Annotated in this window: 22 protein-coding genes and 1 pseudogene; 16 read left to right on the top strand and 7 right to left on the bottom strand. The window is 64.5% G+C overall.

The annotated features are described in order from the left end of the window. Positions 1-7: 7 nt before the first annotated feature. From EJ069_RS11990 to xth, 7 genes are all read left to right on the top strand, one after another. Positions 8-1,234, top strand: coding sequence for a GNAT family N-acetyltransferase (locus EJ069_RS11990; RefSeq protein WP_245456516.1), 1,227 nt, complete (start codon positions 8-10; stop codon positions 1,232-1,234). 96 nt (positions 1,235-1,330) lie between these two features. Continuing rightward, positions 1,331-1,555 carry a hypothetical protein gene (locus EJ069_RS11985; RefSeq protein WP_126061456.1) on the top strand — a complete coding sequence of 75 codons (225 nt, stop codon included), beginning with the start codon at positions 1,331-1,333 and terminating at the stop codon, positions 1,553-1,555. Between the two features lie 264 nt (positions 1,556-1,819). After that, positions 1,820-4,318: a DNA ligase D gene (gene ligD, locus EJ069_RS11980; RefSeq protein WP_126061455.1), complete on the top strand. Its 2,499-nt coding sequence runs from the start codon at positions 1,820-1,822 to the stop codon at positions 4,316-4,318. A gap of 292 nt (positions 4,319-4,610) precedes the next feature. After that, the gene (locus tag EJ069_RS11975; protein ID WP_126061454.1) at positions 4,611-5,519 is read left to right on the top strand and encodes a Ku protein; all 909 of its coding nucleotides are present in this window, start codon (positions 4,611-4,613) and stop codon (positions 5,517-5,519) included. Further along, positions 5,516-6,625, top strand: coding sequence for a tetratricopeptide repeat protein (locus EJ069_RS11970; RefSeq protein WP_126061453.1), 1,110 nt, complete (start codon positions 5,516-5,518; stop codon positions 6,623-6,625). Before EJ069_RS11975 ends, EJ069_RS11970 begins: the two co-directional genes overlap by 4 nt. Positions 6,626-6,834: 209 nt before the next feature. Then, a complete protein-coding gene (locus tag EJ069_RS11965) occupies positions 6,835-7,488 on the top strand; it encodes an alpha/beta fold hydrolase (protein WP_126061452.1) in 654 nt (217 codons plus the stop codon). Positions 7,489-7,655: 167 nt separating this feature from the next. Continuing rightward, on the top strand, positions 7,656-8,429 hold the full coding sequence (xth, locus tag EJ069_RS11960; protein WP_126061451.1) for an exodeoxyribonuclease III: 774 nt from the start codon (positions 7,656-7,658) through the stop codon (positions 8,427-8,429). Positions 8,430-8,626: 197 nt separating this feature from the next. Here the strand turns inward: xth and EJ069_RS33735 are convergent, their stop codons facing one another. Continuing rightward, entirely contained in the window at positions 8,627-8,752 is a 126-nt protein-coding gene (locus tag EJ069_RS33735; RefSeq protein WP_281060066.1) for a hypothetical protein, read from the bottom strand. Between the two features lie 441 nt (positions 8,753-9,193). Here EJ069_RS33735 and EJ069_RS11945 point away from each other — a divergent pair, with 441 nt between their 5' ends. After that, positions 9,194-10,381 (top strand): hypothetical protein, encoded by a 1,188-nt coding sequence (locus EJ069_RS11945; RefSeq protein WP_126061450.1) that lies wholly within the window; start codon positions 9,194-9,196, stop codon positions 10,379-10,381. Positions 10,382-10,520: 139 nt separating this feature from the next. Here EJ069_RS11945 and EJ069_RS11940 read toward each other — a convergent pair whose 3' ends face one another. Then, positions 10,521-10,631 carry a putative RiPP precursor gene (locus tag EJ069_RS11940; protein WP_126061449.1) on the bottom strand — a complete coding sequence of 37 codons (111 nt, stop codon included), beginning with the start codon at positions 10,629-10,631 and terminating at the stop codon, positions 10,521-10,523. A gap of 380 nt (positions 10,632-11,011) precedes the next feature. Between EJ069_RS11940 and EJ069_RS11935 the strand changes: the two genes are divergently transcribed. Beyond that, the gene (locus tag EJ069_RS11935; protein WP_126061448.1) at positions 11,012-13,027 is read left to right on the top strand and encodes an amidase; all 2,016 of its coding nucleotides are present in this window, start codon (positions 11,012-11,014) and stop codon (positions 13,025-13,027) included. A gap of 168 nt (positions 13,028-13,195) precedes the next feature. Here EJ069_RS11935 and EJ069_RS11930 read toward each other — a convergent pair whose 3' ends face one another. After that, positions 13,196-14,434, bottom strand: coding sequence for an MFS transporter (locus EJ069_RS11930; protein ID WP_126061447.1), 1,239 nt, complete (start codon positions 14,432-14,434; stop codon positions 13,196-13,198). Between the two features lie 89 nt (positions 14,435-14,523). On the opposite strand from EJ069_RS11930, the gene EJ069_RS11925 reads away from it, so the two are divergent. From EJ069_RS11925 to EJ069_RS11905, 4 genes and pseudogenes are all read left to right on the top strand, one after another. After that, positions 14,524-15,432 carry a LysR family transcriptional regulator gene (locus EJ069_RS11925; RefSeq protein ID WP_126061446.1) on the top strand — a complete coding sequence of 303 codons (909 nt, stop codon included), beginning with the start codon at positions 14,524-14,526 and terminating at the stop codon, positions 15,430-15,432. A 682-nt stretch (positions 15,433-16,114) separates the two neighbouring features. After that, positions 16,115-16,666, top strand: a complete 552-nt coding sequence (locus EJ069_RS11915; protein WP_126061445.1) for an isochorismatase family protein — start codon at positions 16,115-16,117, stop codon at positions 16,664-16,666. Between the two features lie 172 nt (positions 16,667-16,838). Next, positions 16,839-17,294 (top strand): GFA family protein, encoded by a 456-nt coding sequence (locus EJ069_RS11910; RefSeq protein WP_126061444.1) that lies wholly within the window; start codon positions 16,839-16,841, stop codon positions 17,292-17,294. A 226-nt stretch (positions 17,295-17,520) separates the two neighbouring features. Then, positions 17,521-17,718, top strand: a pseudogene (locus EJ069_RS11905) (amidohydrolase family protein); the annotation flags it as partial. Between the two features lie 17 nt (positions 17,719-17,735). Here the strand turns inward: EJ069_RS11905 and EJ069_RS11900 are convergent. After that, the gene (locus EJ069_RS11900; RefSeq protein ID WP_126061443.1) at positions 17,736-18,131 is read right to left on the bottom strand and encodes a DUF5615 family PIN-like protein; all 396 of its coding nucleotides are present in this window, start codon (positions 18,129-18,131) and stop codon (positions 17,736-17,738) included. Further along, entirely contained in the window at positions 18,128-18,838 is a 711-nt protein-coding gene (locus tag EJ069_RS11895; RefSeq protein WP_126061442.1) for a DUF433 domain-containing protein, read from the bottom strand. The genes EJ069_RS11900 and EJ069_RS11895 overlap by 4 nt, the downstream gene beginning before the upstream one ends. Before the next feature lie 495 nt (positions 18,839-19,333). Here EJ069_RS11895 and EJ069_RS11890 point away from each other — a divergent pair, with 495 nt between their 5' ends. Next, a complete protein-coding gene (locus EJ069_RS11890) occupies positions 19,334-19,489 on the top strand; it encodes a DUF1127 domain-containing protein (RefSeq protein ID WP_082056316.1) in 156 nt (51 codons plus the stop codon). 113 nt (positions 19,490-19,602) lie between these two features. On the opposite strand, the gene EJ069_RS11885 is transcribed toward EJ069_RS11890, so the two are convergent. Together EJ069_RS11885 and EJ069_RS11880 are read right to left on the bottom strand one after the other, a co-directional pair. Beyond that, positions 19,603-19,896, bottom strand: a complete 294-nt coding sequence (locus tag EJ069_RS11885; RefSeq protein ID WP_126061441.1) for an antibiotic biosynthesis monooxygenase — start codon at positions 19,894-19,896, stop codon at positions 19,603-19,605. A gap of 23 nt (positions 19,897-19,919) precedes the next feature. After that, a complete protein-coding gene (locus EJ069_RS11880; protein WP_126061440.1) occupies positions 19,920-20,234 on the bottom strand; it encodes a GYD domain-containing protein in 315 nt (104 codons plus the stop codon). 392 nt (positions 20,235-20,626) lie between these two features. On the opposite strand from EJ069_RS11880, the gene EJ069_RS11875 reads away from it, so the two are divergent. Both EJ069_RS11875 and EJ069_RS11870 read left to right on the top strand, forming a co-directional pair. Then, a complete protein-coding gene (locus EJ069_RS11875; RefSeq protein ID WP_189476468.1) occupies positions 20,627-21,796 on the top strand; it encodes a PLP-dependent aminotransferase family protein in 1,170 nt (389 codons plus the stop codon). A 367-nt stretch (positions 21,797-22,163) separates the two neighbouring features. Continuing rightward, positions 22,164-22,709 (top strand): YbhB/YbcL family Raf kinase inhibitor-like protein, encoded by a 546-nt coding sequence (locus tag EJ069_RS11870; RefSeq protein ID WP_189476304.1) that lies wholly within the window; start codon positions 22,164-22,166, stop codon positions 22,707-22,709. The last annotated feature ends 134 nt before the right edge of the window (positions 22,710-22,843 follow it).

Genomic DNA, 22,843 nt, shown 5'->3' with positions numbered 1-22,843 from the left:
GAATGATGTGGCAAGCCAGGCAATGCCGATGGCCGCGATGACGACCGGCCTGGCCGAGGGCGGGGCCGCGCCGCACGCCGGCACCGCTGGCATCGCTTACGTGGCGCAGTTGCACACCAGCCTCGAAACGGCCAAGCCCCTCTGGCTGCGTCTCGAGACGACCGGCGTGTGCACCGGCCACCAGCATTTCGCCTGGGCCGAGGGGATCGTCGAGCGGCTCATGCCCCCGAAAGCCGAACTGGCCATCGTCGAATTGCGGGACGCCGCGACGGGCGAACCTGTGATGCTCGTGCCGCTGATGCGGCGCCGCGCGTTCGGCCATTGGGTGATCGAGTGGCTGAGCTGCGGGGTCTGCGACTACGCGGCACCCTTGCTCGCCGACGCCACGCCCTGGACAACGCAGTCCGCCGAGGCCGCCTGGGCGGCGGTGCTTTCCGTGCTGCCGCCGGCGGACCGCATCCACATCACTGGTATCCCGAAGGAGATCGGCAGCGTCGCCAATCCGCTCGCCCTGCTTTCGCCGGCGCGCGATTCCATCCATTCCCGCTACGGCATCGCCATGGACGGCGACGCCGACACCGTCGTCAAGCGCATCTGCCGTCCGTCCTTCGTCAAGGCCCTCAACAAGGACCTGCGCCGGCTGGACCGCAATGGTGGCCTGGCGCTGGTGGAAGCCGACACGCCGGCGTTGGTGGACTCGATTTTCGGCAAGCTGGTCGAAATGCGGCTCAGCCGTTTTCGCGAACTCGGCCGGTTCGATCTCCTGGCGCGGCCGCCGGTCGCCGATTTCTACCGAAGCGCGGCGCAGCGCGGTCTGAAGGACGGTTCGGTACGCGTCTTCGGCCTGCGCGCCGGCGACGTCATGGTCGCGGTCCAGTACCTGGCGGTCCATCTCGGCACACTGCATGCGCTGCTGGTCGCGATCGACCAGGCCGCGGTGCCCAACGTTTCGCCCGGGCTGTGCATCATGGGCGAGCTGATCCGCTGGGGCCGCGGGCAGGGCTTCGACTATTTCGACCTGTCGGTCGGCAACCAGAGCTACAAGGAGCATATGGGCGCGGTGAAGTCGGTTCTGTCCGAACTTTGCTACGGCATCACGCTGAAAGGCCTTGCCGCGAGCGGCGCCATCAACTACCGCGGCCGGGGCGTCGCCTTCGTGCGCGACAACCCGCGGCTCTTCAAGCTCGCGCAGGACTTCATGCAGCGCTGGCGGCGGCTGCGGGCGGGGCGGTGAGTGGGCCACCTGCGCTGGCCAAATTGACTCACATTCCGCTCTCCGCCATGCTTATGGCAGCCGCATTCTTCGGCGGCAGCGTGTTCGAGTGAGGCCATGGCCAGTCCCGTCGCCAGAGAAAAGTCCCGCCGCGCCGCGGTGAAGTCCGCGCTCGAGCGCCACAAGGTCTATGTCACCGCGCAGCGCTTTTCCGGCGGCACCTACAGCGCCCGCGTCCTGGTCGATGGCGAGGCCTACTGGGTCGACGAGTTCCGGCTGAGCCAGCTGAAGCAGGGGCTGACCCCGGCCGAGCTGGAATTGACGCCGGCGATTGACGATTGATCTCTTTCCTTTGCTCCGCCGCACTATAGGAAAATCTCAGATGCTGGCGGGACAGCCCCCCTCTCTGTCCTGCCGGACACCTCCCCCTCAAGGGGGGAGATCAGATATCGCCGCCGGTTTCGCCAATCGCCACCGTTGCAAGAGAGGTGCCGGCGCTCGAACTGCCAATCTCCCCCTAGAGGGGGAGATGTCCGGCAGGACAGAGAGGAGGGCGAGGGAACTCGGCGGTCGCCGTATTCCATTGCGTTCTTCGGCGCCTGATCCATGCCCGCCAACCTCAAACCCTACCGCGCCAAGCGCGAATTCTCCCGCACCCCCGAGCCCGCGGGCGGCCTCGCCTCCGAGGGCTCCAACCGCTTCGTCGTCCACAAACACCACGCCACCGCCGACCATTACGATCTCCGCCTCGAAATCGGCGGCGTGCTCAAAAGCTGGGCCGTCCCGCGCGGGCCGTCGCTCAACCCGGCCGACAAGCGGCTTGCCGTCGAGACCGAGGACCACCCGATCGAATATATCGATTTCGAGGGCGTCATTCCCGAGGGCGAATATGGCGGCGGGCCGATGATCGTCTGGGATACTGGCACCTGGGCGCCGATGGAGGATGTCGGCAAAAGCCTGCGCACCGGCGCCTTCAAGTTCCGGCTGGCCGGCGAGAAGCTCAATGGCGGCTGGATGCTGACGCGCCTGAAGCCCAAGCCCGGCGAGGACGAGAGCAAGAAGAACTGGCTGCTGTTCAAGGAGCGCGACCTCGCTGCCGATGCGAAACGCGACATTCTGAGCGAGCGGCCGGAAAGCGTGAAGTCCGGCCGCCGGATCGAGGAACTGGGGGCGCCGCCGAGGAAGCGGGAACGTCTGCCTCCGAAGCTAGGTTCGCTGAAACCAGGCGCGCTGCCCGGCGCGCTCAAGGCCGCGCCGCCAAGCCGCATCGAGCCGCAGCTTGCCACCCAGGTGCCGAATCCGCCGGGCGGCGAGGGGCCGGCGGAGAAGACGGGCGAGCTGTGGCTGCACGAGATCAAATTCGACGGCTACCGCACCATGGCGCATGTGACGGATGGCGAGGTGCGGCTGATCACCCGTGGCGGCATCGACTGGACCGGGCGCTATGGCGATCTCCCGCAGGCCTTTTCGCGCCTGCCGGTCGCCCAGGCGATCATCGACGGCGAGATCATGGTGCTCGACGACAGGGGCATCTCGCGCTTCGCGCTGCTGCAGGACGCGCTGGCCGAAGGCGCAGGTTCAAAGCTGCATTTCTACGCCTTCGATCTTTTGCATCTCGACGGCTGGGACCTGCGCAAGGCGCCGCTCATAAAGCGTAAGGCGCTGCTTGCCGAGCTGCTCGCCGGCCAGGCCGCCAATGCCGCCATCCAGTACAGCGACCATGTCGAGGGTGACGGGCAGGGCCTTTACGATCAGGCCTCGGAGCTGGGGCTCGAAGGCGTCGTCTCCAAACGCGCCGACGCCATCTACATGAGCGGCCGCACCAAGAGCTGGGCCAAGGTGAAGGCGCAAAAGACGGATGATTTCGTCATCGCCGGTTACACCGTCTCCGACCGGGCGGAAGGGCTGGCCGCGCTCGGCATGGCCGAGTTCGAGAATGGTGAGCTGCACTATCGCGGCAAGGTCGGCACCGGCTTCGACCGCGACATGGCGACCGAGCTGCTTGGCAGGCTGGAACGGCTGACGGCCGGCGCCAGCCCGCCGGAAGGCGTGCCGCGCGAGATCATGCGCGAGATGCATTGGGTGAAGCCGCTGCTGTCGGCGCGCGTGCGCTATTCGAATCGCACCGCCGACAATGCGATTCGCCACGGCGTCTTTCGCGGATTGCGCGATGTCGGCGGGCTGACCACGCCGGTGCCGGTGAAACGCAAGCGGCTGATCGCCGAATCCGACCTCGCCACCATCTGGGTCACCAATCCGGAGCGTCGGCTATTCGGCAAGACCGGGCCGACAAAACTCGACATCGCCGTCTATTACGCATTGGTCGGCGATTTCATGCTGCCGCACATCATCGGCCGGCCGGTGTCGCTAGTGCGGTGCCCGACGGGAAAACCGCAGGACTGCTTCTTCCAGCGCCACGCTTTCACCGGCATGCCGCCTTCGGTGGCGGTGTTCGAGAGCACCAACTCCGAAGGCGAGACGAAAACCTATCTGTCGGTCGAGGACGCCAAGGGCTACCTGGCGCTGGCGCAATTCGGCGTCGTCGAGTTCCATACCTGGGGCACGCACCGCACAAAACTCGACGGGCCGGACCAGATCGTCTTCGACCTCGACCCGGGCGAGGGGATCTCGTGGCGCGAAGTAGTGGAGGCTGCGGTCCACATCAAGGGCGGGCTGGAAAGCCTCGGCCTGGTGCCCTTCGTGAAGACCTCCGGCGGCAAGGGCATCCACATCACCGTGCCGGTGACCCGGAAGCAGAACTGGAAGAAACTGCACCAGGCGAGCAGCGCCATTTCCACCTTGCTCGCGGCAAGCGCGCCCGACACCTTCACCACCACCATGGGCAAGGAGAACCGCAAGAAGCGCGTCTTCATCGACTTCCACCGCAACGCCCGCGGCCACACCTCCGCCGCTCCCTATTCGCTGCGCGCCCGCACCAACCTGCCGGCCTCTACGCCGGTGAGCTGGACAGACCTCGAGACGATCGACGCGCCGGAGGACCTGAACTACGCCTCGCTGCCGGGCCTGCTGGAGACCTCGGGCGATCCCTGGGCTGAGATCGACGAGGCGGCGCGGGATCTGCCTTCCCGTTTTTCGTCATCCTAGGGTCTGCGCGCGTCGCTTCGCTCCTTGCTTCGCCCTAGGATGACGAAGCTTCGGGGCTTCGGCTAATCTCCAGCGTCTCAATCCACTCCATCGACGCTAGCTACAATTTGAACTATCCTCCGCGCCAACTGGCCTCAGAAAACACTTCGCTAGGATTTCGGCAGTACCATCACGGGTCGGTGTAGGATTTCCGCAGCCTCAATCGTCCTACGGACGAAGCGCTGCAAGAGCATGATCGCGACAGGACCATGCTCCAACATAGTGTCAGTGCATGGCCGCGTAGGAGTTCATCATGGCGCCCAGGGCAAGTTGGAAAGGTTACCTCAAGCTCAGCCTCGTCAGCTGTCCGGTCCGGCTTTACCCGGCCACCAGCGCGAGCGAGCGCATCTCGTTCAATCAGCTGCACAAGAAGACGCACAACCGCATCAACATGAAGCCGGTCGACCCAGAGCTCGGCCTGGTCGAGCGCTCGGACCTGGTGCGCGGTTATGAGTATGAGGACAAGCAGTACATCATCATCGATGATGCCGATCTCGACGCGGTCCGGATCGAATCCAACCACACGATGAACATCGAGGCCTTTGTCGACGAGGGCGAGGTCGATGTCATCTACCAGGACTCACCCTATTATCTCGCGCCCGACGGCGCCATGGCGGAGGAAACCTTCGCGGTGCTGCGCGAAGCCATGCGCAAATCCGGCAAGCTGGCGATTGCGCGGCTGGTGCTCTCCAGCCGCGAGCGGGTGGTGACGATCGGCGCGCGCGAGAACGGCATGTTCGTCTGCACCTTGAGGAACCCCAACGAAGTGCGCGGCACGGCTGAATATTTCGGCAACATCCCGGCCGGAAAGCCGGATCCGGAAATGCTCGAACTGGCCATGGCGCTGATCAAGCAGAAGCAAACCCACTTCGACCCGAAGAACTACGAGGATCGCTATGAGGTGGCGCTGATGGCGATGATCCGCGAGAAGCTGAAGGGCCACAAGCCGATCATCGCGGCTGCGCCCGAGCGCGGCAATGTCATCAACCTCATGGATGCGCTGAAGGCCAGCCTGTCGCAGCAGGCCAAGCCCCCGGCCAAGTCGAAGAGCAAGGCCGAGGAAGCGCCCGCAAAGCCCGCCAGGAAGACGGCTGCCGGCGGGGCATCTGAGAACCCGCTGAAGGCGAACCTGTTGAAGGCCGTCGGCAAGAGCAAGAAATGACGGGAGGGCCGGTGATCGTTCCCGGCGCCGTCTTCGGCGTCGTCGGCGCGCTGGCCGCCTTTCCGCTGCGGCTCGCCGCGCGCGAGGTCGAGCGCCGCCATGCGGAGCTGAGGCGCGGCGTCACCCGTCGCACCACCCATGTCGTGTTCGGTCGCGCGCTTCTGGCCAAGGCGAAATCCGGCGATGCCGAGATTGAGCGCCGCGCCAAGGCCGAACGCGAAGCCGGACGCACTCTGGTCAGCGAGAACGGCTTCCTGCGCCTGCTCGGCCTGATGAAGGCGCCCGACGCCTCGTCGCTCTCCAGGCAATCGCTGATCGACCAGTCGCGGCTCGCCGGCGGAGACCTCGACATGCTCTCGCTGTTCGACGCCTTCGAGCATGACGGCGAGCCCTATTCCTTCCGCGACCTGATCCTGGCGCGCAAATATGCCGGGCTGATCGCCAGCGGCGCCAGCTGGGGCGCGATCGCGCGCTCGGTCCACCGCTCCGGCCCGGTCGCCTCGCTCACCGCAAAATCGCTCAATCTCGGCTCGCAGCACGGCCGGCCGGACGCGATCTATCTCGACGACGGGACAAGCGAGCTCGATGGCCAGTTGCTGTTCGACCTCGGCTCGCCGGAAGACGACACGCTGGAAGAGCTCTTCGCCGAGGCGGAGATGGCGGAAGAGGAGGGGCGTCACGACGATGCGGCCGCGCTCTACCAGCGCTGCCTGGCGATCGACCCTAAGGACGCCATCGCCGCCTTCAACCGCGCCAACTGCCTGCGCGGCGCCGGCTGGATCGCTGAAGCCGCGCACGACTATGCCCGGGCGATCAAGCTCGATCCGGGCTTTGTGGAAGCCTGGTTCAACCTCGCCGGTCTGATGAGCGACGAGGGCAAGGTGGCGTCGGCAAGGCGCCACCTGCAGAAGGCGGTCGCGCTCGACAAGGCCTATGCCGACCCGGTGTTCAATCTCGCGCGGCTGGAGTTCGATGCGGGCCACTTGATGGAAGCGCGGCGGCTTTGGGTCCGCTATCTGGAACTGGACGCGGAGTCCGAATGGGCGCGGACTGCGCAGAAGGGGATACAATTCGTGGATCTGCACATGGCGCGCACGGCGGGGTAGCGCCCAACCTTCTCGCCTTGTGGGAGAAGGTGGATCGGCGCGTCAGCGCCGAGACGGATGAGGGGTGTTGGAAGGAATGAGGCGCTGGTGACCTTGTCGCAAGTAAGGATATTGGCGGGCGTATCCGCCAAGCTGGAGCACCCCTCATCCGTCCGAGCTTCGCTCGGCCACCTTCTCCCACAAGGGGAGAAGGCGAGGTTGGCGCATCCATGACCCACTTCCTCTTCGACGGCTTCGACACCGCTCCCGTCACCATCCTGCTCGCCCATGGCGCCGGCGCGTCGATGGACTCGCCTTCGATGACCGCCACCGCCAAGGCGCTCAGCACGGCCGGCTTCCAGGTCGCGCGCTTCGAGTTCCACTATATGGCGGCGCGCCGCTATGGCCACCGCAAGCCGCCGCCGCGCGCCGAGACGGTCAACCCGGAATATGTGAAGGCAATCGCCGATCTGCGCGCCAAAGGCGTGACCGGCAAGCTGATCATCGGCGGCAAGTCGATGGGCGGCCGCGTCGCGTCCATGGTCGCCGACGAGATGTTCGCCAAGGGCGAGATCGCCGGCCTGGTGTGTCTTGGCTATCCCTTCCATCCGCCGGGCAGGCCCGAGCAGTTGCGGACGAAACATCTCATCGGTCTGAAGACGCCGACGCTGATCTTCCAAGGCACGCGCGACGAGTTCGGCACCAAGGAGGAAGTCGCGACCTACGGCCTTTCCAATGCCATCGAGGTGGTCTGGCTGGAGGACGGCGACCATGACCTCAAGCCGCGCAAAGCCATCTCGGGCTTTTCGACGGCGGATCATTTGAAGACGGTGGCGGAGACGATGGTGGCTAAGTTCGCGCAGCCCTCGGCTTCGTCATCCTAGGGCGAAGCAAGGAGCGAAGCGACGCGCGCAGACCCTAGGATCCATGCCGTTACATACGAGCGCTGCGACGGGGCAATATTCTTCTCCGCCGCATTCCTTGGCATGCGTCACGGCATGGATCCTCGGGTCAAGCCCGAGGATGACGAAGCGAGGGGCGTCTTCGGCAAATGAAACTCGCCACCTTCAACATCAACAACATCAACAATCGTCTTGAAAACCTGCTGGCCTGGCTGGCCGCCGCCAAACCCGATGTCGTCTGCCTGCAGGAGCTGAAATCCCGCGACACCCAGTTCCCACTGACCAAGCTCGCGAATGCCGGCTATGGCGCGGTCTGGAAGGGGGAGCCGACCTGGAACGGCGTGGCGATCCTCGCGCGCGGCGCCGAGCCGGTGCTGACGCGTGACGCGCTGCCTGGCGAGGACACCGACCGCCAGGCCCGCTACATCGAGGCCGCGGTCGACGGCGTCGTCATCGCCTGCCTCTACGCGCCGAACGGCAACCCGCGGCCGGGCCCGAAATTCGACTACAAGCTCGCCTGGCACGAGCGCTTCGCCGCGCATGCGGCCGAGCTCCTCGACACCGGCCTGCCGGTGGCGCTTGCCGGCGACTTCAACATCGTGCCCGAACCGCGCGACATCTATGAGACCCGCTCCTATGACGACAACGCGCTGGTGCAGCCCGAAAGCCGCGCCGCCTTTGCAGCGCTGATCGACCAGGGCTGGACCGACGCGCTGCGCAAGGTATTTCCAAGGGAAGAGAGGCTCTACACTTTCTGGGACTACCGCCGGAACCGCTGGCCGCGCGATGCCGGATTGCGTCTCGACCACATCCTGCTGTCGAAGAAGCTGGCGCGAAAACTGAAAGCGGCGGGCATCGACCGCGAGGTGCGGGGAGGGGAAAACCCCAGCGACCATGCGCCGGTGTGGGTGGAACTGGGGTGAGAAAACAGAAATCCCCGCCGTGGCGGGGATTCTTGAAAGACCAGGCTTTGGGTCTCTCGATCACTGTGGAGCCGGCAGCGAGCCGGCCACAACAGCCGAAAGCTTGCCCTTGCGGACGAACTCAGGCTTCACATATGTCTTCTTCATATCAGGATGTCCCCTATCGATAGATGCTCAAAATGGCGATGATTTCAGCGTCAACCCGGCGTGGGCAAAGAACCCGCCACAATCGCCGAAAGCTTGCCCTTGCGGACGAAAATAGGCTTCTCGTAAGTCTTCTTCATGCGATTGCTCTCCTCGAAAATCCCGTCCGATAATCTCATACGACGAGTTCCTGTCAAGTAAGCGGCCAGGACGGGCCGTTCTGTTTCTGGGGACAGCGTTCTACTGAAGCAACCGCCGCCCAATAGTGTGATGGTCGCGCCGGCTGGAAGCCGGGTTCGGAATATATCGCCGGGAGGATCTATCGAGGCACATTTATCGCATCTCTGTGGTGTCCGGCACCTAAAGCGCGTCGCGATCTTTCAGATTCGCTCCATGCGCTTTAGGTTTTTGATTTACGCATGTCTTTATCCCGAAACCGGTTCCCACTTTCGAGAGACATGCTTTAGCCACGGCGGAAGGCTCGGCTAGGATGTTGGCCGCCTGCCGCCATCGGACGGCGAGAGGCGCGGGGAGACCGATGAAGAGACCGACTGACAGGCTGCCGGCGCTGACGATACTGATCGCCGGCAATCGGTTGCGCGGCCAGGAGCGCGGCGCCTGTGGCTGCTAGCGCTCTTGTCCTTTTCGTCTCGGCTCTCGTGGTTGCGGGGGCCATCGCGCTCATTGCGCTCGCCCTACGCCGGCGCCGCAAGCGGCGCAAGCTGCGCCGCAGCGCCGATCCCGCGCACGATTATCGGGTCCGCGCCAATTGGTCGGCAACGGACCACGCGTTGAATTACTCGTCCTTCGTCTTCATGGATGTCGACGGCGACGGCAGGTTCGGCGAGGCCGACCGGCCGATGGGCGGCATTGTCGTACGGGTGTTCGACGACAAGGGCGCGTTCATTACCTCGGCCACCAGCAACAGCTCCGGCTTCGCCAACTTCCTCATGTCGACCAGAAAGCGGTGGGCAAGCCTGCGCGCGCCTGGACTCTACCGGTTTTCGGTGTCCGTCCCCAAGGGCTGGCGCGTCAGCACGGGCAATGAGAGCCAGATGTTGCGGCTGGTCGAACTGCCGGGGTCGCCCGCCGGTCTGGTGGGAGAGGATCTGCCGGGACTTGTCGGGTTGATCCCGGGGCGGAGCCTGCGCGGCAGGGTCCCGGCATCGGCTCATGCGACATTGAAGGTGATGGGCAAGGGCGAACTGCTGCAGACCATGCCGCTTGCGGCAGGCAGCTTCTACTTCGACCTCCCGGACCTGGCTGACACACTGGAGATTTCGGGCCCGGATATCGGGCGGCGTCTGGCGCTTTCTCCCTATCCGACCGACCTCGGCGAACTGAGGCCGGACGCAATCGCCGACGAGGCCGTGCTGTCGCGGATCGGGTTTGACGACGTCACATCACTCGACTTCAAGAAAGTGCCTTCCGGCCATGCCGGCCTGGAGTGGCGCAACATCAACGCCATCGCTAGAAACTACGTCAAGGAGAGCGAAGGCTATCTCAACGGCAGCATCCGCGGCAACCACGCAGCCTATACCAGCAGCGGCCACCCAGCCGAGTTCGGCGGCAGCACACCCTTCGGCTTTCATTCGGTCATGTTGACCGCCGCCTGGCTGAGATCGGAAGGCGAGGTGGCGCTGATTGAAAGCTGGCTGGGCGACGAACTCGTCGCCAGCGATGAGGTGGTGCTATCGGCATTGTCGCCGGTTCACTACGCGCCCATGCTGAAGGCTGTGACGCGCGTGCGCGTTTCCACCAGGCACTATTGGCAGCTCGTGCTGGACGATCTGGTGCTGGCGCGCTGAGCGGCGTGGGCACCTTTTGGCAGGTTCGGCGGACTGCCATCGGCATCTTGTCCCGGCAATGGGGCCGGAAGCGGCCGCACGCCGTTCTGGAATTGCATCGCGTCGAGGAATGATTGCTCGTGTTCGGTGGATGCCCGTTTTATGCCGGCGGCGCCGGCGGGTTGGACAACACCACCGGGGCATTCGCGGCGGTGATCGCCCCAAGCCTGCCTCTAAGAACCAAAGTGGGCTTCTCGTAGACTTTCTTCATGCCAAGCTCTCCTGCAAAATCCCTGCCGGATGATCCCATAACATCCTGTGCTGTCAACCAATGCGCCTTCCATTCAGTCCAGCTATTCCTGGGCAATGTGGCTTTCCGCGCACAGTCGTGGGCCGGCAGAGTCCGTAAGGTTCTCTATCGAGCCACATTCTTCGCCTCGATGATGTCCCGCACTTAGTCTTGGCAAAGCTCGGCCGTCTCCCCCGCAGGGGGTCAGCAGCATGCGTCGGCTTACACTCCAGCCCGGAAATTGGCGAAAGCGATCGTGACATCAATCTCCCCCTTGCGGCGGAGATGCCCGGCAGGGCAGAGGGGGTGTGACGGAACGCGGTCCTCGATCGGTTCCGGCCGCCAAGTCCAAGGTACGTGCCATGCCCACTCTCCACCTCGTCGAAGCCTCGATCGCCGACCTGCGCCGCGCGCTGGAGGACGGCACCGTCACCAGCGTCGAGCTGGTCGCGGCCTATCTGCGGCGCATTGTCCATTACGACCGTCACGGCATCACGCTCAACGCCGTGCCCGTCCTCAACCCGAACATGTTCGAGGAAGCGGAAGCGTCCGACTGGCGTCGCCGCGCGGGCAAGGCGCTCGGACCGCTCGACGGCATCCCTTACACGGCCAAGGACAGTTACAAGGTGAAGGGCCTGACGGTCGCCGCGGGTTCGCCCGCCTTCGAGCATCTTGTCGCCACGGAGGACGCCTTCACCATTGCCCGCCTGCGCGCCGCGGGCGCGGTGCTGATCGGCCTCACCAACATGCCGCCGATGGCCAATGGCGGCATGCAGCGCGGCGTCTATGGCCGCGCCGAGAGCCCGTATAACAAAGATTTCCTCACCGCCGCCTTCGCCTCCGGCTCGTCCAACGGATCGGGCACGGCAACCGCCGCGTCCTTCGCCGCTTTCGGGCTCGGCGAGGAAACCTGGTCGTCCGGGCGCGCGCCTGCGTCCAACAATGCGCTCACCGCCTACACGCCCTCGCGCGGCGTGATCTCGGTGCGCGGCAACTGGCCCCTGGTGCCGACCATGGATGTGGTGGTGCCGCATACGCGCAGCATCGCCGACATGCTCGAACTGCTCGACGTGGTCGTCGCCGACGACGCCGAGGCGCGCGGCGATTTCTGGCGTGTGCAGCCCTGGGTGGATATCCCGAAAGCCTCGACGCTGCGGCCAGCGAGCTATACCGCCCTTCCGCTGCAAGGCGCGCTCAAGGGCAAGCGGCTCGGCGTGCCCAAAATGTATATCGGCAAGGATGACGGCGCCGACCGGCCGATCGAGACCCGCGCCTCGGTGCTGGAGCTCTGGCGGCAAGCGGCGCGAGACCTGCAAGCCCTCGGCGCGGAGGTGGTCGAGGTCGATTTCCCCGTCGTCTCCAATTACGAGCGCGACCGTCCGGGCGAGCGCTCCATGGTCGATCGTGGCCTTGTGCCGCCGGAATTCGCTGAGCGCGAGATCTGGGATCTGTCGATCTGGTCGTGGGACGATTTCCTGCGCGCCAACGCCGATCCGGCCATCCCCGATCTTGCTTCAGTCGATGGCGCAAAGATCTTCCCGCAGCCGCCGGGCGCGTTGCGCGACCGTTACGGCGAGGCCGATTTCGATCTGGCGCAGTATGTCGAGCGGGCGAAGCGGGGCGTGGCGCGACTGGAAGATATCCCAACCATCGGGGAAGGCCTGAAAGGCCTCGAGGCAACGCGCCGCGTCGACTTCGAGGACTGGCTCCATGCCAACCGCCTCGATGCTGTCGTGCTGCCGGCGGTGGCCGATGTCGGGCCGGCCGATGCCGACGTGAACGAGGCTTCCGCCCGGCTTGCCTGGCGCAACGGCACTTGGGTCGCCAACGGCAATCTCGTTTGGCGGCATCTGGGCATCCCGACGGTGACGGTGCCGATGGGCACCATGGTCGATATCGGCATGCCGGTCGGCCTCACCTTCGCCGGCAAGGCCTATGACGACACGGCGCTGCTGACGATGGCTGGCGACTATGAGCGCGCCACCAAGCGCCGCACCGCCCCGCCGCGCACGCCCGCGCTTGCCGATGATGTGTTTGCGGCGGGCAGCGGTGTGAGGAGGGGCGCTGGCGACGCGCCGTTTGCCCTGAAGCTGACTGCCGAAACGGTCCACGCCGGTGACACCGACGAGATCGCGATCGCGCTGGAGATCGAGCCGGCGGAGTCGGAAGCGACGGTGAAAGTCCACGTCAACGGCGAGCCGGTGATCATGCGGGCCGGCGGCAACCGCTACAGAGGCCGGATCGTGCTGCCCGCCGCGACGCATCAAGGTTTCCACAGCGTGTGGCGGGGTTCATATGGCTCGATCGTCACGGCCATTGCGAAGTCGCCGGACGGGCGCGCTGCTGGCGCGTATGTTGTGACGGGCGGGATTGAGTAGTGCCTCCTCCTTCCCCCCTTGCTTGTGGGAGAAGGTGGATCGGCGCGATAGCGCCGAGACAGATGAGGGGTGTTCCAGCGGAGTGAGGGGTGGGTGTTCCCTGGAACACCCCTCATCCGGCCGCTTCGCGGCCACCTTCTCCCGCAAGGGGAGAAGGAGGAGATTGCGCTACTCCACCCAATCCACCACCAGCGCCACCACCCCGAATACCGCGCCTGTCGCGCACACCGCGGTCCAGCCGCCCCAGGCCCAGGCAAGACCGGCCAGCAGCGAGCCGATCGCGCCGCCGATGAAGAAGATGCCGACGAACAGCCCGTTGATGCGGCCGCGCGCCTTGGGCTGCAGGAGATTCACCGCGCGGCGGCCCAGCGTCTGATCGCCGGTGACGCCGATGTCGAGCAGCACGGCGCTGACGCCCATGAGGATGAGCGGCAGCCACGCCCCGCCGGCCTTGGCCGCGCCCGCCCATGCCGCAAGCCCGAGCGCCGCGATCAGCACGAGATGGCAGAGGATCGTGGCGGAGCGCGTGAAGCCGCGGTCGCCGGCTCGGCCGAAGACAGGCGTCACCGCCGCGCCCCCGGCGCCGACCAGCGCGAAAAGCGCGATGCCTTTCTGGCCTAGGTCGAAGGGTGGAGCGGCGAGGCGCAGCGCCACCGCCGTCCAGAACACGCTGAAGGCGGCCATCACCAGGCTCGCTGTGAAGGCGCGGCGGCGCAGCACCGGCTCCTGGCGCAGAAGCCGGACCAGCGAGGCGATGAGCCCGGCATAGCGCGCCTGCGCCAGCGGTCGCCGTCTCGGCAAGGTGAGGCCGAGCAGGATGGCAAGCAGCGCCAGCGCCGCGGCGCTGATGCCGTAGAAGGCGCGCCAGTCGAAAGCGTCGGCGACGAGGCTGGCGATCGGACGCGACAACAGGATGCCGATCATCAGGCCGCTCATAACGTCGCCGATGACGCGCCCTTCCTGGCCCGGCGGCGCCATCGAGGCGGCCACCGGCACCAACACCTGGATGCAGGAACAGGCGGCGCCGAGGACGAACAGCACAACCAGCAGCGAGGTGGCGGACGGCGCGAACGAAGCGACTGCTGCCGCGAGCACGGCCGCGCACAGCATGCGCAGCACCAGCACGCGGTTCTCGACCAGATCCGACAGCGGCACCAGGAAGAACAGCCCGGCCGCATAGCCGAGCAGGGTGGCCATCGAGACCAAGCCGCTTGCCGATGCCGCGGCGCCGAGCGACGGCCCGATCAGCCCGACCAGTGTCTGCGGCGCGAACAGATTGGTGACGATGATGCCGACCGAAGCGGCGAACAGTAGGGTCTGGGAGCGGGTGATGGTGCTGCCGCCGGCATGTCGTGGCCGTTCGGCGAGCTCGGCCGTGGCGATCCGCGCATTGTCTGTTCCGTTCATGGTGACCTCGCATGTTTCGCGAGGACTTTATGGGCAACGATCATAATGCTACAATTGAAATGACCTGATAATGATTATGCGAGTTGCGCATGAACATCCATGACCTTGAAGCCTTCGTGGCCGTCGTCGAAACCGGCTCCATCGTCGGTGCTTCGGCCAGGCTCAACCTCACGCAGCCCGGCGTGACGCGTCGGGTCCAGAATCTCGAAGAGCGGCTGGCGACGCCATTGCTCGACCGACAGTCGAAGCCGCTCAAACCCACCGCATCCGGCCGCGAGGCTTATGAGCATGGCCGCCGCGTGCTGCGCTCGCTGGAAGACCTGAAGGCGGGCGTCTCGCCGGCTGGCGAGGTGCGTGGTGAGTTCCGCCTCGGCATCATGCCCTATCTGTCGACCAGCGCGCTGTCCGAGCCGCTCGACAGTCTTCGCGCGGCATTCCCGCAGCTGACGCTGAAGATCACCTCGAGCCTCTCGCCGCGCCTTGTGGAGCAGGTGCTGCACAGCGAGATCGACGCGGTGGCCGTCTGCCTCGCCGAGGACGTCGCGCCGCCGCCCGAACTCGTCGGCGACGATCTCGGCGTGCAGGCGGTGCTGCTGGTGGCCTCGCCAAGCCTCGGCGTGCCGAAGCCGGCCGAGCTCGATGATCTGGCGCGCTACTCTTGGGTGCTCAACGAAACCGGCTGCGGCTTTCGCGCCTTCATCCGCCATCGTTTCGAGGCGGCGCGGCTGCCTTTCCATGTCGGCGTCGAGGCGCAGGGCGCGGACCTGAGAATGTCGCTGGTGGCGCGCGGTCACGGAATCGGCGTCGTCACGCCCGGTGCGCTGTCGGGCAGCCAATGGCGCGACGCGGTCGAGGTGGTCGACTGCCCCGGCTTCAAGCCGCAGGTGCGCTGCTGGCTGCTCCACCGCCCCCCGGCCGGCAGGCTGGCACGCCCGATCGCGGTCTTCCGCGAAGCGCTGGCCGAGGCGCTGAAGGGTCCGATGCCGCTGATGTCGTAAAAGCCAGGCGCGTTATCTCCCCCTGACCGTGGAAAAAGCGATCTCAGCATCTTGGCAAACCCAACTGTTACAGATTGCCAGAGGGAGCGGGCTGTACCGTCCGTCAAGTTCGCTGTTTCCGGGTCTTGCGATCGGGGCAGGGAGGCGAGCCACGAATCCCAAAACTGCTGCTGCATGGAGACGAACACGGGCATCACATCGTAACCTTCGTCAAATATATTGACCAAGTCGCTCTCCTTGGGAGGCTCCCCCGTTTTCACTTTGCACACCACCAATCCACGACTCATCCCTGTCACGGTGCCTTCAGGGAAAACATTCGCGCTCACGCCATAACAAAAGGGCAGTATTCCATCCACTTCGAGCTGCTTGCGGATTTGGCATAGGGCTTCGAAATAATCATCTTCCTCGGCAACGATGACTTTGTCGCGATAGCTGCAAGTGAGCCTGCACCGAGTCCCCACATTCTGCGGCGTGAACACCGCCTGCTCGTCACCTCCCGTGCCCCCTCCGATCAGGAACACGGTGTATTGTTCATCCATTGTCATCCCCCGATCTTTTGGTCACTTTAGTTGCGCCAATCTATCAATGCAACTGAAAATTGTATACCGGTTGGCGCAAGTTGCTGCTTGCTGGCTCCTGCCTCGTCCTTGACCCAGCCCCCGCCTACGTTATCTTCGCCGCCATGCCAGACACCGCTCCCTCCGCCGCCGCGCCGCTCATCGTCATCGACCTGCAGACCGGCATGTTCGACGGTCGTTTCGACCCGCCGATCCATGACGCCGACGCCATCGCCGGGCGCTCGCGCGCGCTGATCGACTGGGCGCGGCGCTCCGGCCGCAAGGTGGCGTTCATCCGCCATGACGGGCCGGAAGGCGATCCGCTCGCGCCGGGCGCCTCCGGCTGGCCGGTCTGGCCGCTGCTCGGCCAGGCGGCCGACGAGCCGACCTTCGGCAAGAGCGTCGGCAACGCGTTCTCCAACCCCGAGCTCGCCGAATGGGTGGCGGGGCAGGGCGCGAAGGACGTCGTGCTCATCGGCGCCCAGACCGATTTCTGCGTCGCCGCAACCGTCAAGGGCGCATTGGCCGAAGGCTTGGGCGTCACCGTGGTCTCCGACGCGCATTCGACGCTGGATTCGCTCGAGGAGAAGGCGCCCGACATCATCGCCCGCCACAATGAGGCCTTTGCCGGCCAGGGCGCGCGCATGACGACGACGGCGGAGTTGACGGAAGGCTGAGCGCTCCTTCTCCTTCTCCCCCTGTGGGAGAAGGTGGATCGGCGCGATAGCGCCGAGACGGATGAGGGGTGTTCCAGCGAAGTGAGACGCCGGCTTTCCCTGGAGCGTCCACACCTTCAACGAACCTTCTCCCAGAGCCGGAGAAGGGAAACCCCAACCCAGGGAGCCAAGCTTGCCCACCCTCGCTCTTCCCGCCGAAGGAGGCTGCCGCTGCGGCCGCGTGCGCCTGAAGATCTCGGCAAAACCGCTGCTCACCATGGCCTGCCACTGCACCGGCTGCCAGCGCATGTCGTCCAGCGCCTATTCGCTGAGCGCGGTGATCCCGTCGGACGGTTTCGAGGTGACGAAGGGCGAGCCGGTGATCGGCGGCCTGCATGGCGCCTCGAAACACTATTTCTGCGGCTACTGCATGACCTGGATGTTCACGCGGCCCGAAGGGATCGACTGGTTCGTCAATCTGCGCCCGACCATGCTTGACGACCATGCCTGGTTCGCGCCCTTCATCGAGACCTGGACGGCCGAGAAACTGCCCTGGGCGGCGACACCGGCCGTGCACAGCTATGAAGCGCTGCCTGCCTTCGAGGAATATGAGGGGCTGGTCGCCGAATATGCCGAAGCGCAAAAGTAAAACGGCGACCCAGGGCAAGGTCGCCGTCGCATTCTGTTCATGGTCGACGCGTCCGTTGGGGGCGCATTGTTGGGGATGTGCTTGGGCGTCCGCGTCGACCACGGCGGCCTCATACCGCAGACCTCACCATGACACATTTGCCGCGCGCTGAAACTTCCGCGAAAGCGGTATATAACAGGCGTTGTACTTGGCTTTCTTCCACAACGGGAGAAGGCAATGGCGAAACAGTTGCTTTGACGTGGTGAGCCATGCCGGCGCGACTGCTCTGGGGCTGGAGGGCTACGGCATAGCCGTCGGCGCCAGGGCGGATTTCGTCGTTCTTCGGGCCGAGCGTGTCCCGGAAGCGGTGGTGGCGGTGCCGAAGGACCGCACGGTCTATCGCGCGGGCAGGGAAGTGGCGCGGGGCGGGAAAGTGGCGGCGTAAGCCCAGCAGGGTCTGAGCTACTTAAGTTGTTCGAGCCGGGTGCTTTTCATAGGCAGCATGAACATGGCTCCACCGGCAACAATTCCAGATTGCGTTTCGATTGCATTCCATAGTGCAAGAATTCGTTCCATTTGCTTCACAAGCGGCGCTTTGTACAAGCCTTTAGACAGAAAGAAGCCAACAAGTCGGGAGTTCCGAAAGGCTAAATACTCGGCGCGATTGCGCGTAATCCGCCGGTCGCCTGATATCACAATCCATCTCCCCTCAGTGCTAAGCTGTTGGATCCAGTCGCCATCCTTCACGCCTGGCCCGAACCTAGCACGTAGATGAACTACCTCGTGGTCTCCGTTGAAAAGTGCGTGGAGCGCTTTTGCCAGCGCAGGAGGGAGGTTCTCGTCAATCAGAACCTTCACGTTGTCCCAAGAGCGTTTTCGAAGCGCACCGCGTCCTTAACATCGGCTAGCGACACCTCAAAAAGCCGAGCGACCCTTTCCTGACTTCCTTCAGCTTCGACAGCTTGCGCAAGAACAATTGTGGGAACTCCTGACGTTGCTACGATCGGCTGGCCAAATGCACGTGTCGGATCGACAACGATAGAGTCCTTGCCGTTGAAAGGGCGCCACCTGGCGACTGCGTCGTGTTCAATGTCCATATCTTTGAAAGTACGCTCTATGACTTGGCCAAAAACGTACTGGCGACGCTTGAGGTCGAGCATTTCCTCACCGCCGGCTAGCTTGGCACTTTCCAAGAAGATGGTTTTCCCGTCCGTTCGGAATCTGCGGGTTGAAAAAGGACGGTCGTCGTTCACAAGTTGACGTGCGAATGCAAGGCAATTTCGAATCGCAAGGAGGCCAACGCCCGCCTCTGTGAAGGCTTTTACAAACCTTAGCTCAATGAGATCGCGGAATCCTATCTCTATCTGCCCGTCGTTGTCAGCGGGCCACTGAGTTTCCCAAAGCGGCGAGCTTGTGTGTAATTGCCCTTTTCGGCGGTAACTATAGCCCTTCATCCAGCGCGAAATGTTAATCGCTGGCGTGCGAATGAGGCGAGCGGCCTCCTGTATCGTGTAGGAGCCAACTCCAAACAGGTCTGCCTCTCGCAGTATATCTGTTGTTGCCATGGCGCGAACTATCCATTTTTCGGTTGTGCACGCAAGCCATTCCTACATTGCAAGTGTCGCCTTTGCCGGCCGATAGGGCTGGCGGTCGTCTTGCGCACCGAGGGTATGCTGCGCACGTTGCGAATTTGTGCCACAGGAATGAGTTCCTATCTTGTTCAACGGCGAGCCCCCCTCCGGACATGGCTCTTGCGGGCCGGTCGGCATCCATAAGCTCCGGAAACATATGGTCTGCTCCGCACCGAATGGCAGGCTGTATCAACGCTTTAAATAAACAAGCTAAGCAGGGGACATCGCTGGAGGCGTGGTGCGGCAGTCATGTGGTCGCTGCATGCCAACCTCCTTAAATCAGTTTGCACACATATGTTTCAGGCTGCTCCGGCTTCGTGAGGCATTTCACCGTTCGCGCGCAATCGGCTGGTTACAGACGCATTGCAAAAGCGGCGCCGGGTGAAGAGGAGGCGCCGGTTTTGCGCCGCCGATTTATGGGAGCTGTCCATGTTCAAAAGTCTCAACCGGATCCGCGCCGCCTTCGCGCAGGCTAGCAAGCGCCGCCGCACGATGCGCGAGCTGAACGAGCTGCCTCCGGAGATCCGCAAGGATATCGGCTGGCCGCAGGCCGCGCAGGACGACGAGATTCGGTTGCCGTTCTGAGGCGCACGTAAAGACGCCACACCCGCGCGGCCGGCTTCTCGCGGCGCTTGTTGTCGACGGCGCCGGCTGGCCGCACAAGGCGGTCCGGCCGGCGCCAGGACAGGCCCTTCAGCCTATATCTCCGCAACGACCGAGCCGGACACCGGATCCGTCACGCCGAGATCGCCGCCCAGATCTTCGAGCATGTCGCGGAACGTGTCGAGAACGCCGATCATCATCGGGCGCGCCGCGGCGAGGCTGTCCATGTCGTTCCATTCGCCGACCATGCAGAAGGTGCGCTCGCCGGTCTTGATCAGGGCGCCCTTGCGAAAGCCCTTGGCGTTCAGCGAGACCTTTTCGTGTGCTTCGACGAAGGCCTTCTCCTTGCCCGGCTTGGTCCGAAAGCGGACTACGTTATAGGCGGTCATGGCGTCCTCCCTTCGATGCGACATCAGCCGGCCGGCTTGTAGGCGCCGGCGGCCTTGTTGGCGGCCGCGATCACCGCCTTCATGTCGAGCTCTTCCAGAACGACGAGATCGCTCACCGAGCCGCTCGCACGCACGGCAAGCGTCATCCCCATTCCGGCGATCTGGTCCGGCACCTCGCCATTGACGATGACGTCATAGAGGCCGCGCGTGAACATCAGGCTGCTCATCCTGCCGCCCACGCTTTCAAACAGCGCCGCGATTGCAACTTCCCGGTTTGATCCTTGCATCAGCCCCTTGGCGGCATGGGGTTCGTAAGTCGCCAGTATGGTAACCTTCATGGGATCCTCCTCCAAATATCACTGCCTCGGCCACCCAATGATGAGGGCAGCACGGACGTGCCTGTTTCTCCTTACATTTGACTGGTCTGTGGACCGCCTGAGCAACACGGCCGGCGGCGGCTCAACCGCAGCAAGGCTCCGGCTCGGCGTAATATGCGCCTTTTCTAATATAACGGCAATCTGCCATCGGCCAGAAGCCGATGACCGAATTTTCCATTAGCATTTGCGGAAAATCCGTGGGCCAAATGTCGCCTCGACGATGCGCCATGACCGTTTTGTGTATTCACGTGGGCGATGTGGCCTGATAATAGGTCAACCAAGCTGACCTAAATAAGCACTTCGGGAGGTGCGCCTTGACCCTGTTGAACCTTCTGGCCTCGCGCTCGTCGCGCATGAAAGCCTCGGAAATCCGCGAGCTGCTGAAGCTGCTCGACCAGCCCGACATCATCTCCTTCGCCGGCGGCATACCGGATCCGTCGCTGTTTCCCGCGCAGGCCATCGGCGACGCCTACCAGGCGGTGCTGGGTGGCAAGGAGGCAGGGACCGCGCTGCAATACCAGGTCAGCGAGGGCTATCTGCCGCTGCGCAAATGGCTAGCCGTCCATATGGGCAAGCTTGGCGTTCAATGCGACGAGGGCAACATCTTCATCACCTCCGGCTCGCAGCAGGCGCTCGACTATCTCGGCAAGCTGTTCCTGTCGCCGGGCGACACGGCCCTGGTCACCTGGCCGACTTATCTCGGCGCGCTGCAGGCCTTCAACGCCTACGAGCCGCGCTATGACCGGCTGAACATCGCCGGCGGCAACATGACGCCCGAGGCCTACCGCGCCGCCGCGGCCGTGAATGGCGGCAAGGTGAAGTTCGCCTATCTGGTGCCGGATTTCGCCAACCCGACCGGCAACACGCTGGACGTCAAGCAGCGCGAGACGGTGCTCGACCTCGCCGGCGAGCTCGACATCGCTGTCATCGAGGACGCCGCCTATCGCGCGCTGCGCTATGACGGCGTGGGCGTGCCGCCGATCCTGGCGCTCGACTGCGCCCGCTCCGGCGGCATCGATCATGCCCGCACGCTTTATTGCGGGTCCTTCTCGAAGATCCTGTCGCCCGGCATGCGCGTGGGCTGGGTCTGCGCGCCACGCCATGTCGTGGAGAAGCTGGTGCTGATGAAGCAGGCCTCCGACCTGCACAGCTCCTCGATCAACCAGATGGTCATGCACCGCGTCGCCGACACCATCTTCGACGCCCAGGTGGAAAAGCTGATCGGCGCTTACCGCAAGCGGCGCGACGCGCTGCTCGGCGCGCTCGAGGCCAACATGCCCGACGGCATTGCCTGGAGCCGCCCGGAAGGCGGCATGTTCGTCTGGCTGACCCTGCCGGAAGGCGCCGACGCCACCGAGCTTCTGGCGCGTTCGGTCAAGGAGGCGCGCGTCGCCTTCGTGCCCGGCAATGCCTTCTACGCCGACGGCACCGGCCGCAACACGCTTCGCATGTCGTTCACCCTTGCCGACGACCGCGCGGTGAACGAAGGCGTGCCGCGGCTGGCGAAGCTGCTGCGGGGTTAGGCCTTCCATCACCGCCGCCTCGCGCAGGCGTGATTGGTAGTGCGCAGGCGTGATTGTCCGCGCGGCCCATTCCTCGGCTAGGGTCGCGGCCGATCCAACACCCCCTGGATCGATCCGGCCCTGGGGTCCCACCTCCATGGTCCGTACGAAAGAGCCCCGACGGCCTCCACCGGCGGGGCTTTTTTCGTTGTCCCGGCGGTCAGCGCGCCGGCTTGCCCTTTTTCGGGCCGCTTTTCCGCTACGCTGGAGCAATTCCAGGAAAAGTGTGAGCGGCTTTCCGTCCGGAATTGCGTCAAAACAAAGGGATAGAGCGGTTCGCCTTTTCCGTGAAACGGTGAAACGCTCTATAGTGTTCAGGGAGGATCAGATGACCTTGCGTTTCGGCTTGACCACGCTTGCCCTTGTCGCCTTAGCCGGCCAAGCGCAGGCGTTTGAAATCTCCAGCTCGTCGGTCTCCGACGGCAAATGGAATGCGAAATATCTCGGCGACAAGGCCGGCTGCGGCGGCAAGAGCGTCTCGATCGCGCTCGCCTGGAAGGATCCGCCGGCCGGCACCAAGAGCTACGCGCTGACCATGTTCGACACCGACGCCAATGGCGGCAAGGGTTTCTGGCACTGGCTGGCCTGGAACATCCCGGCCGGCGCCAAGGGCCTGGGCGAGGGCGCCGGCGCCGAGGGCGGCAAGCGCATGCCCAAGGGCTCGGTGCTGGGCAAGGGCGGCGTAGGCCGCGCCGGCTATTTTGGCCCGTGCCCGCCGCCCGGCAGCGGACAGCATCACTATGTCTTCACGCTCTACGCGCTTGGCGACAAGACGCTGCGCATACCGGACAATCCCTTGCCTGATATGGTCTCGGTGGCGGCGAAGAGTTCCGCGCTGGGCGAGGCGACGGTGACGTATACTTATGGAAGGTAGCTGATCTCCCCCCTTGAGGGGGAGATGTCGCCAAAGGCGACAGAGGGGGTCACCGCGCGTGAGGCGCCGACTTTTCTGTGCTTCGAGGGCGTCGGCGCTCTACGCGCCATGACCCCTCTGCCCTGCCGGGCATC

Source organism: Mesorhizobium sp. M2A.F.Ca.ET.043.05.1.1 (genome assembly GCF_003952445.1).
Classification (GTDB): domain Bacteria; phylum Pseudomonadota; class Alphaproteobacteria; order Rhizobiales; family Rhizobiaceae; genus Mesorhizobium.
The sequence above is the reverse complement of the archived record's forward strand: the minus strand, read 5'-3'. Positions and strand labels throughout refer to the sequence as shown.

Coding starts and splice junctions, on each gene's coding strand:
- EJ069_RS11985 (WP_126061456.1), top strand. CDS start 1,331: ATGGCCAGTCCCGTCGCCAGAGAAAAGTCCCGCCGCGCCGCGGTGAAG.
- ligD (WP_126061455.1), top strand. CDS start 1,820: ATGCCCGCCAACCTCAAACCCTACCGCGCCAAGCGCGAATTCTCCCGC.
- EJ069_RS11975 (WP_126061454.1), top strand. CDS start 4,611: ATGGCGCCCAGGGCAAGTTGGAAAGGTTACCTCAAGCTCAGCCTCGTC.
- EJ069_RS11970 (WP_126061453.1), top strand. CDS start 5,516: ATGACGGGAGGGCCGGTGATCGTTCCCGGCGCCGTCTTCGGCGTCGTC.
- EJ069_RS11965 (WP_126061452.1), top strand. CDS start 6,835: ATGACCCACTTCCTCTTCGACGGCTTCGACACCGCTCCCGTCACCATC.
- xth (WP_126061451.1), top strand. CDS start 7,656: ATGAAACTCGCCACCTTCAACATCAACAACATCAACAATCGTCTTGAA.
- EJ069_RS33735 (WP_281060066.1), bottom strand. CDS start 8,752: ATGAGATTATCGGACGGGATTTTCGAGGAGAGCAATCGCATGAAGAAG.
- EJ069_RS11940 (WP_126061449.1), bottom strand. CDS start 10,631: ATGAAGAAAGTCTACGAGAAGCCCACTTTGGTTCTTAGAGGCAGGCTT.
- EJ069_RS11935 (WP_126061448.1), top strand. CDS start 11,012: ATGCCCACTCTCCACCTCGTCGAAGCCTCGATCGCCGACCTGCGCCGC.
- EJ069_RS11930 (WP_126061447.1), bottom strand. CDS start 14,434: ATGAACGGAACAGACAATGCGCGGATCGCCACGGCCGAGCTCGCCGAA.
- EJ069_RS11925 (WP_126061446.1), top strand. CDS start 14,524: ATGAACATCCATGACCTTGAAGCCTTCGTGGCCGTCGTCGAAACCGGC.
- EJ069_RS11915 (WP_126061445.1), top strand. CDS start 16,115: ATGCCAGACACCGCTCCCTCCGCCGCCGCGCCGCTCATCGTCATCGAC.
- EJ069_RS11895 (WP_126061442.1), bottom strand. CDS start 18,838: ATGGCAACAACAGATATACTGCGAGAGGCAGACCTGTTTGGAGTTGGC.
- EJ069_RS11890 (WP_082056316.1), top strand. CDS start 19,334: ATGTTCAAAAGTCTCAACCGGATCCGCGCCGCCTTCGCGCAGGCTAGC.
- EJ069_RS11885 (WP_126061441.1), bottom strand. CDS start 19,896: ATGACCGCCTATAACGTAGTCCGCTTTCGGACCAAGCCGGGCAAGGAG.
- EJ069_RS11880 (WP_126061440.1), bottom strand. CDS start 20,234: ATGAAGGTTACCATACTGGCGACTTACGAACCCCATGCCGCCAAGGGG.
- EJ069_RS11875 (WP_189476468.1), top strand. CDS start 20,627: ATGAAAGCCTCGGAAATCCGCGAGCTGCTGAAGCTGCTCGACCAGCCC.
- EJ069_RS11870 (WP_189476304.1), top strand. CDS start 22,164: ATGACCTTGCGTTTCGGCTTGACCACGCTTGCCCTTGTCGCCTTAGCC.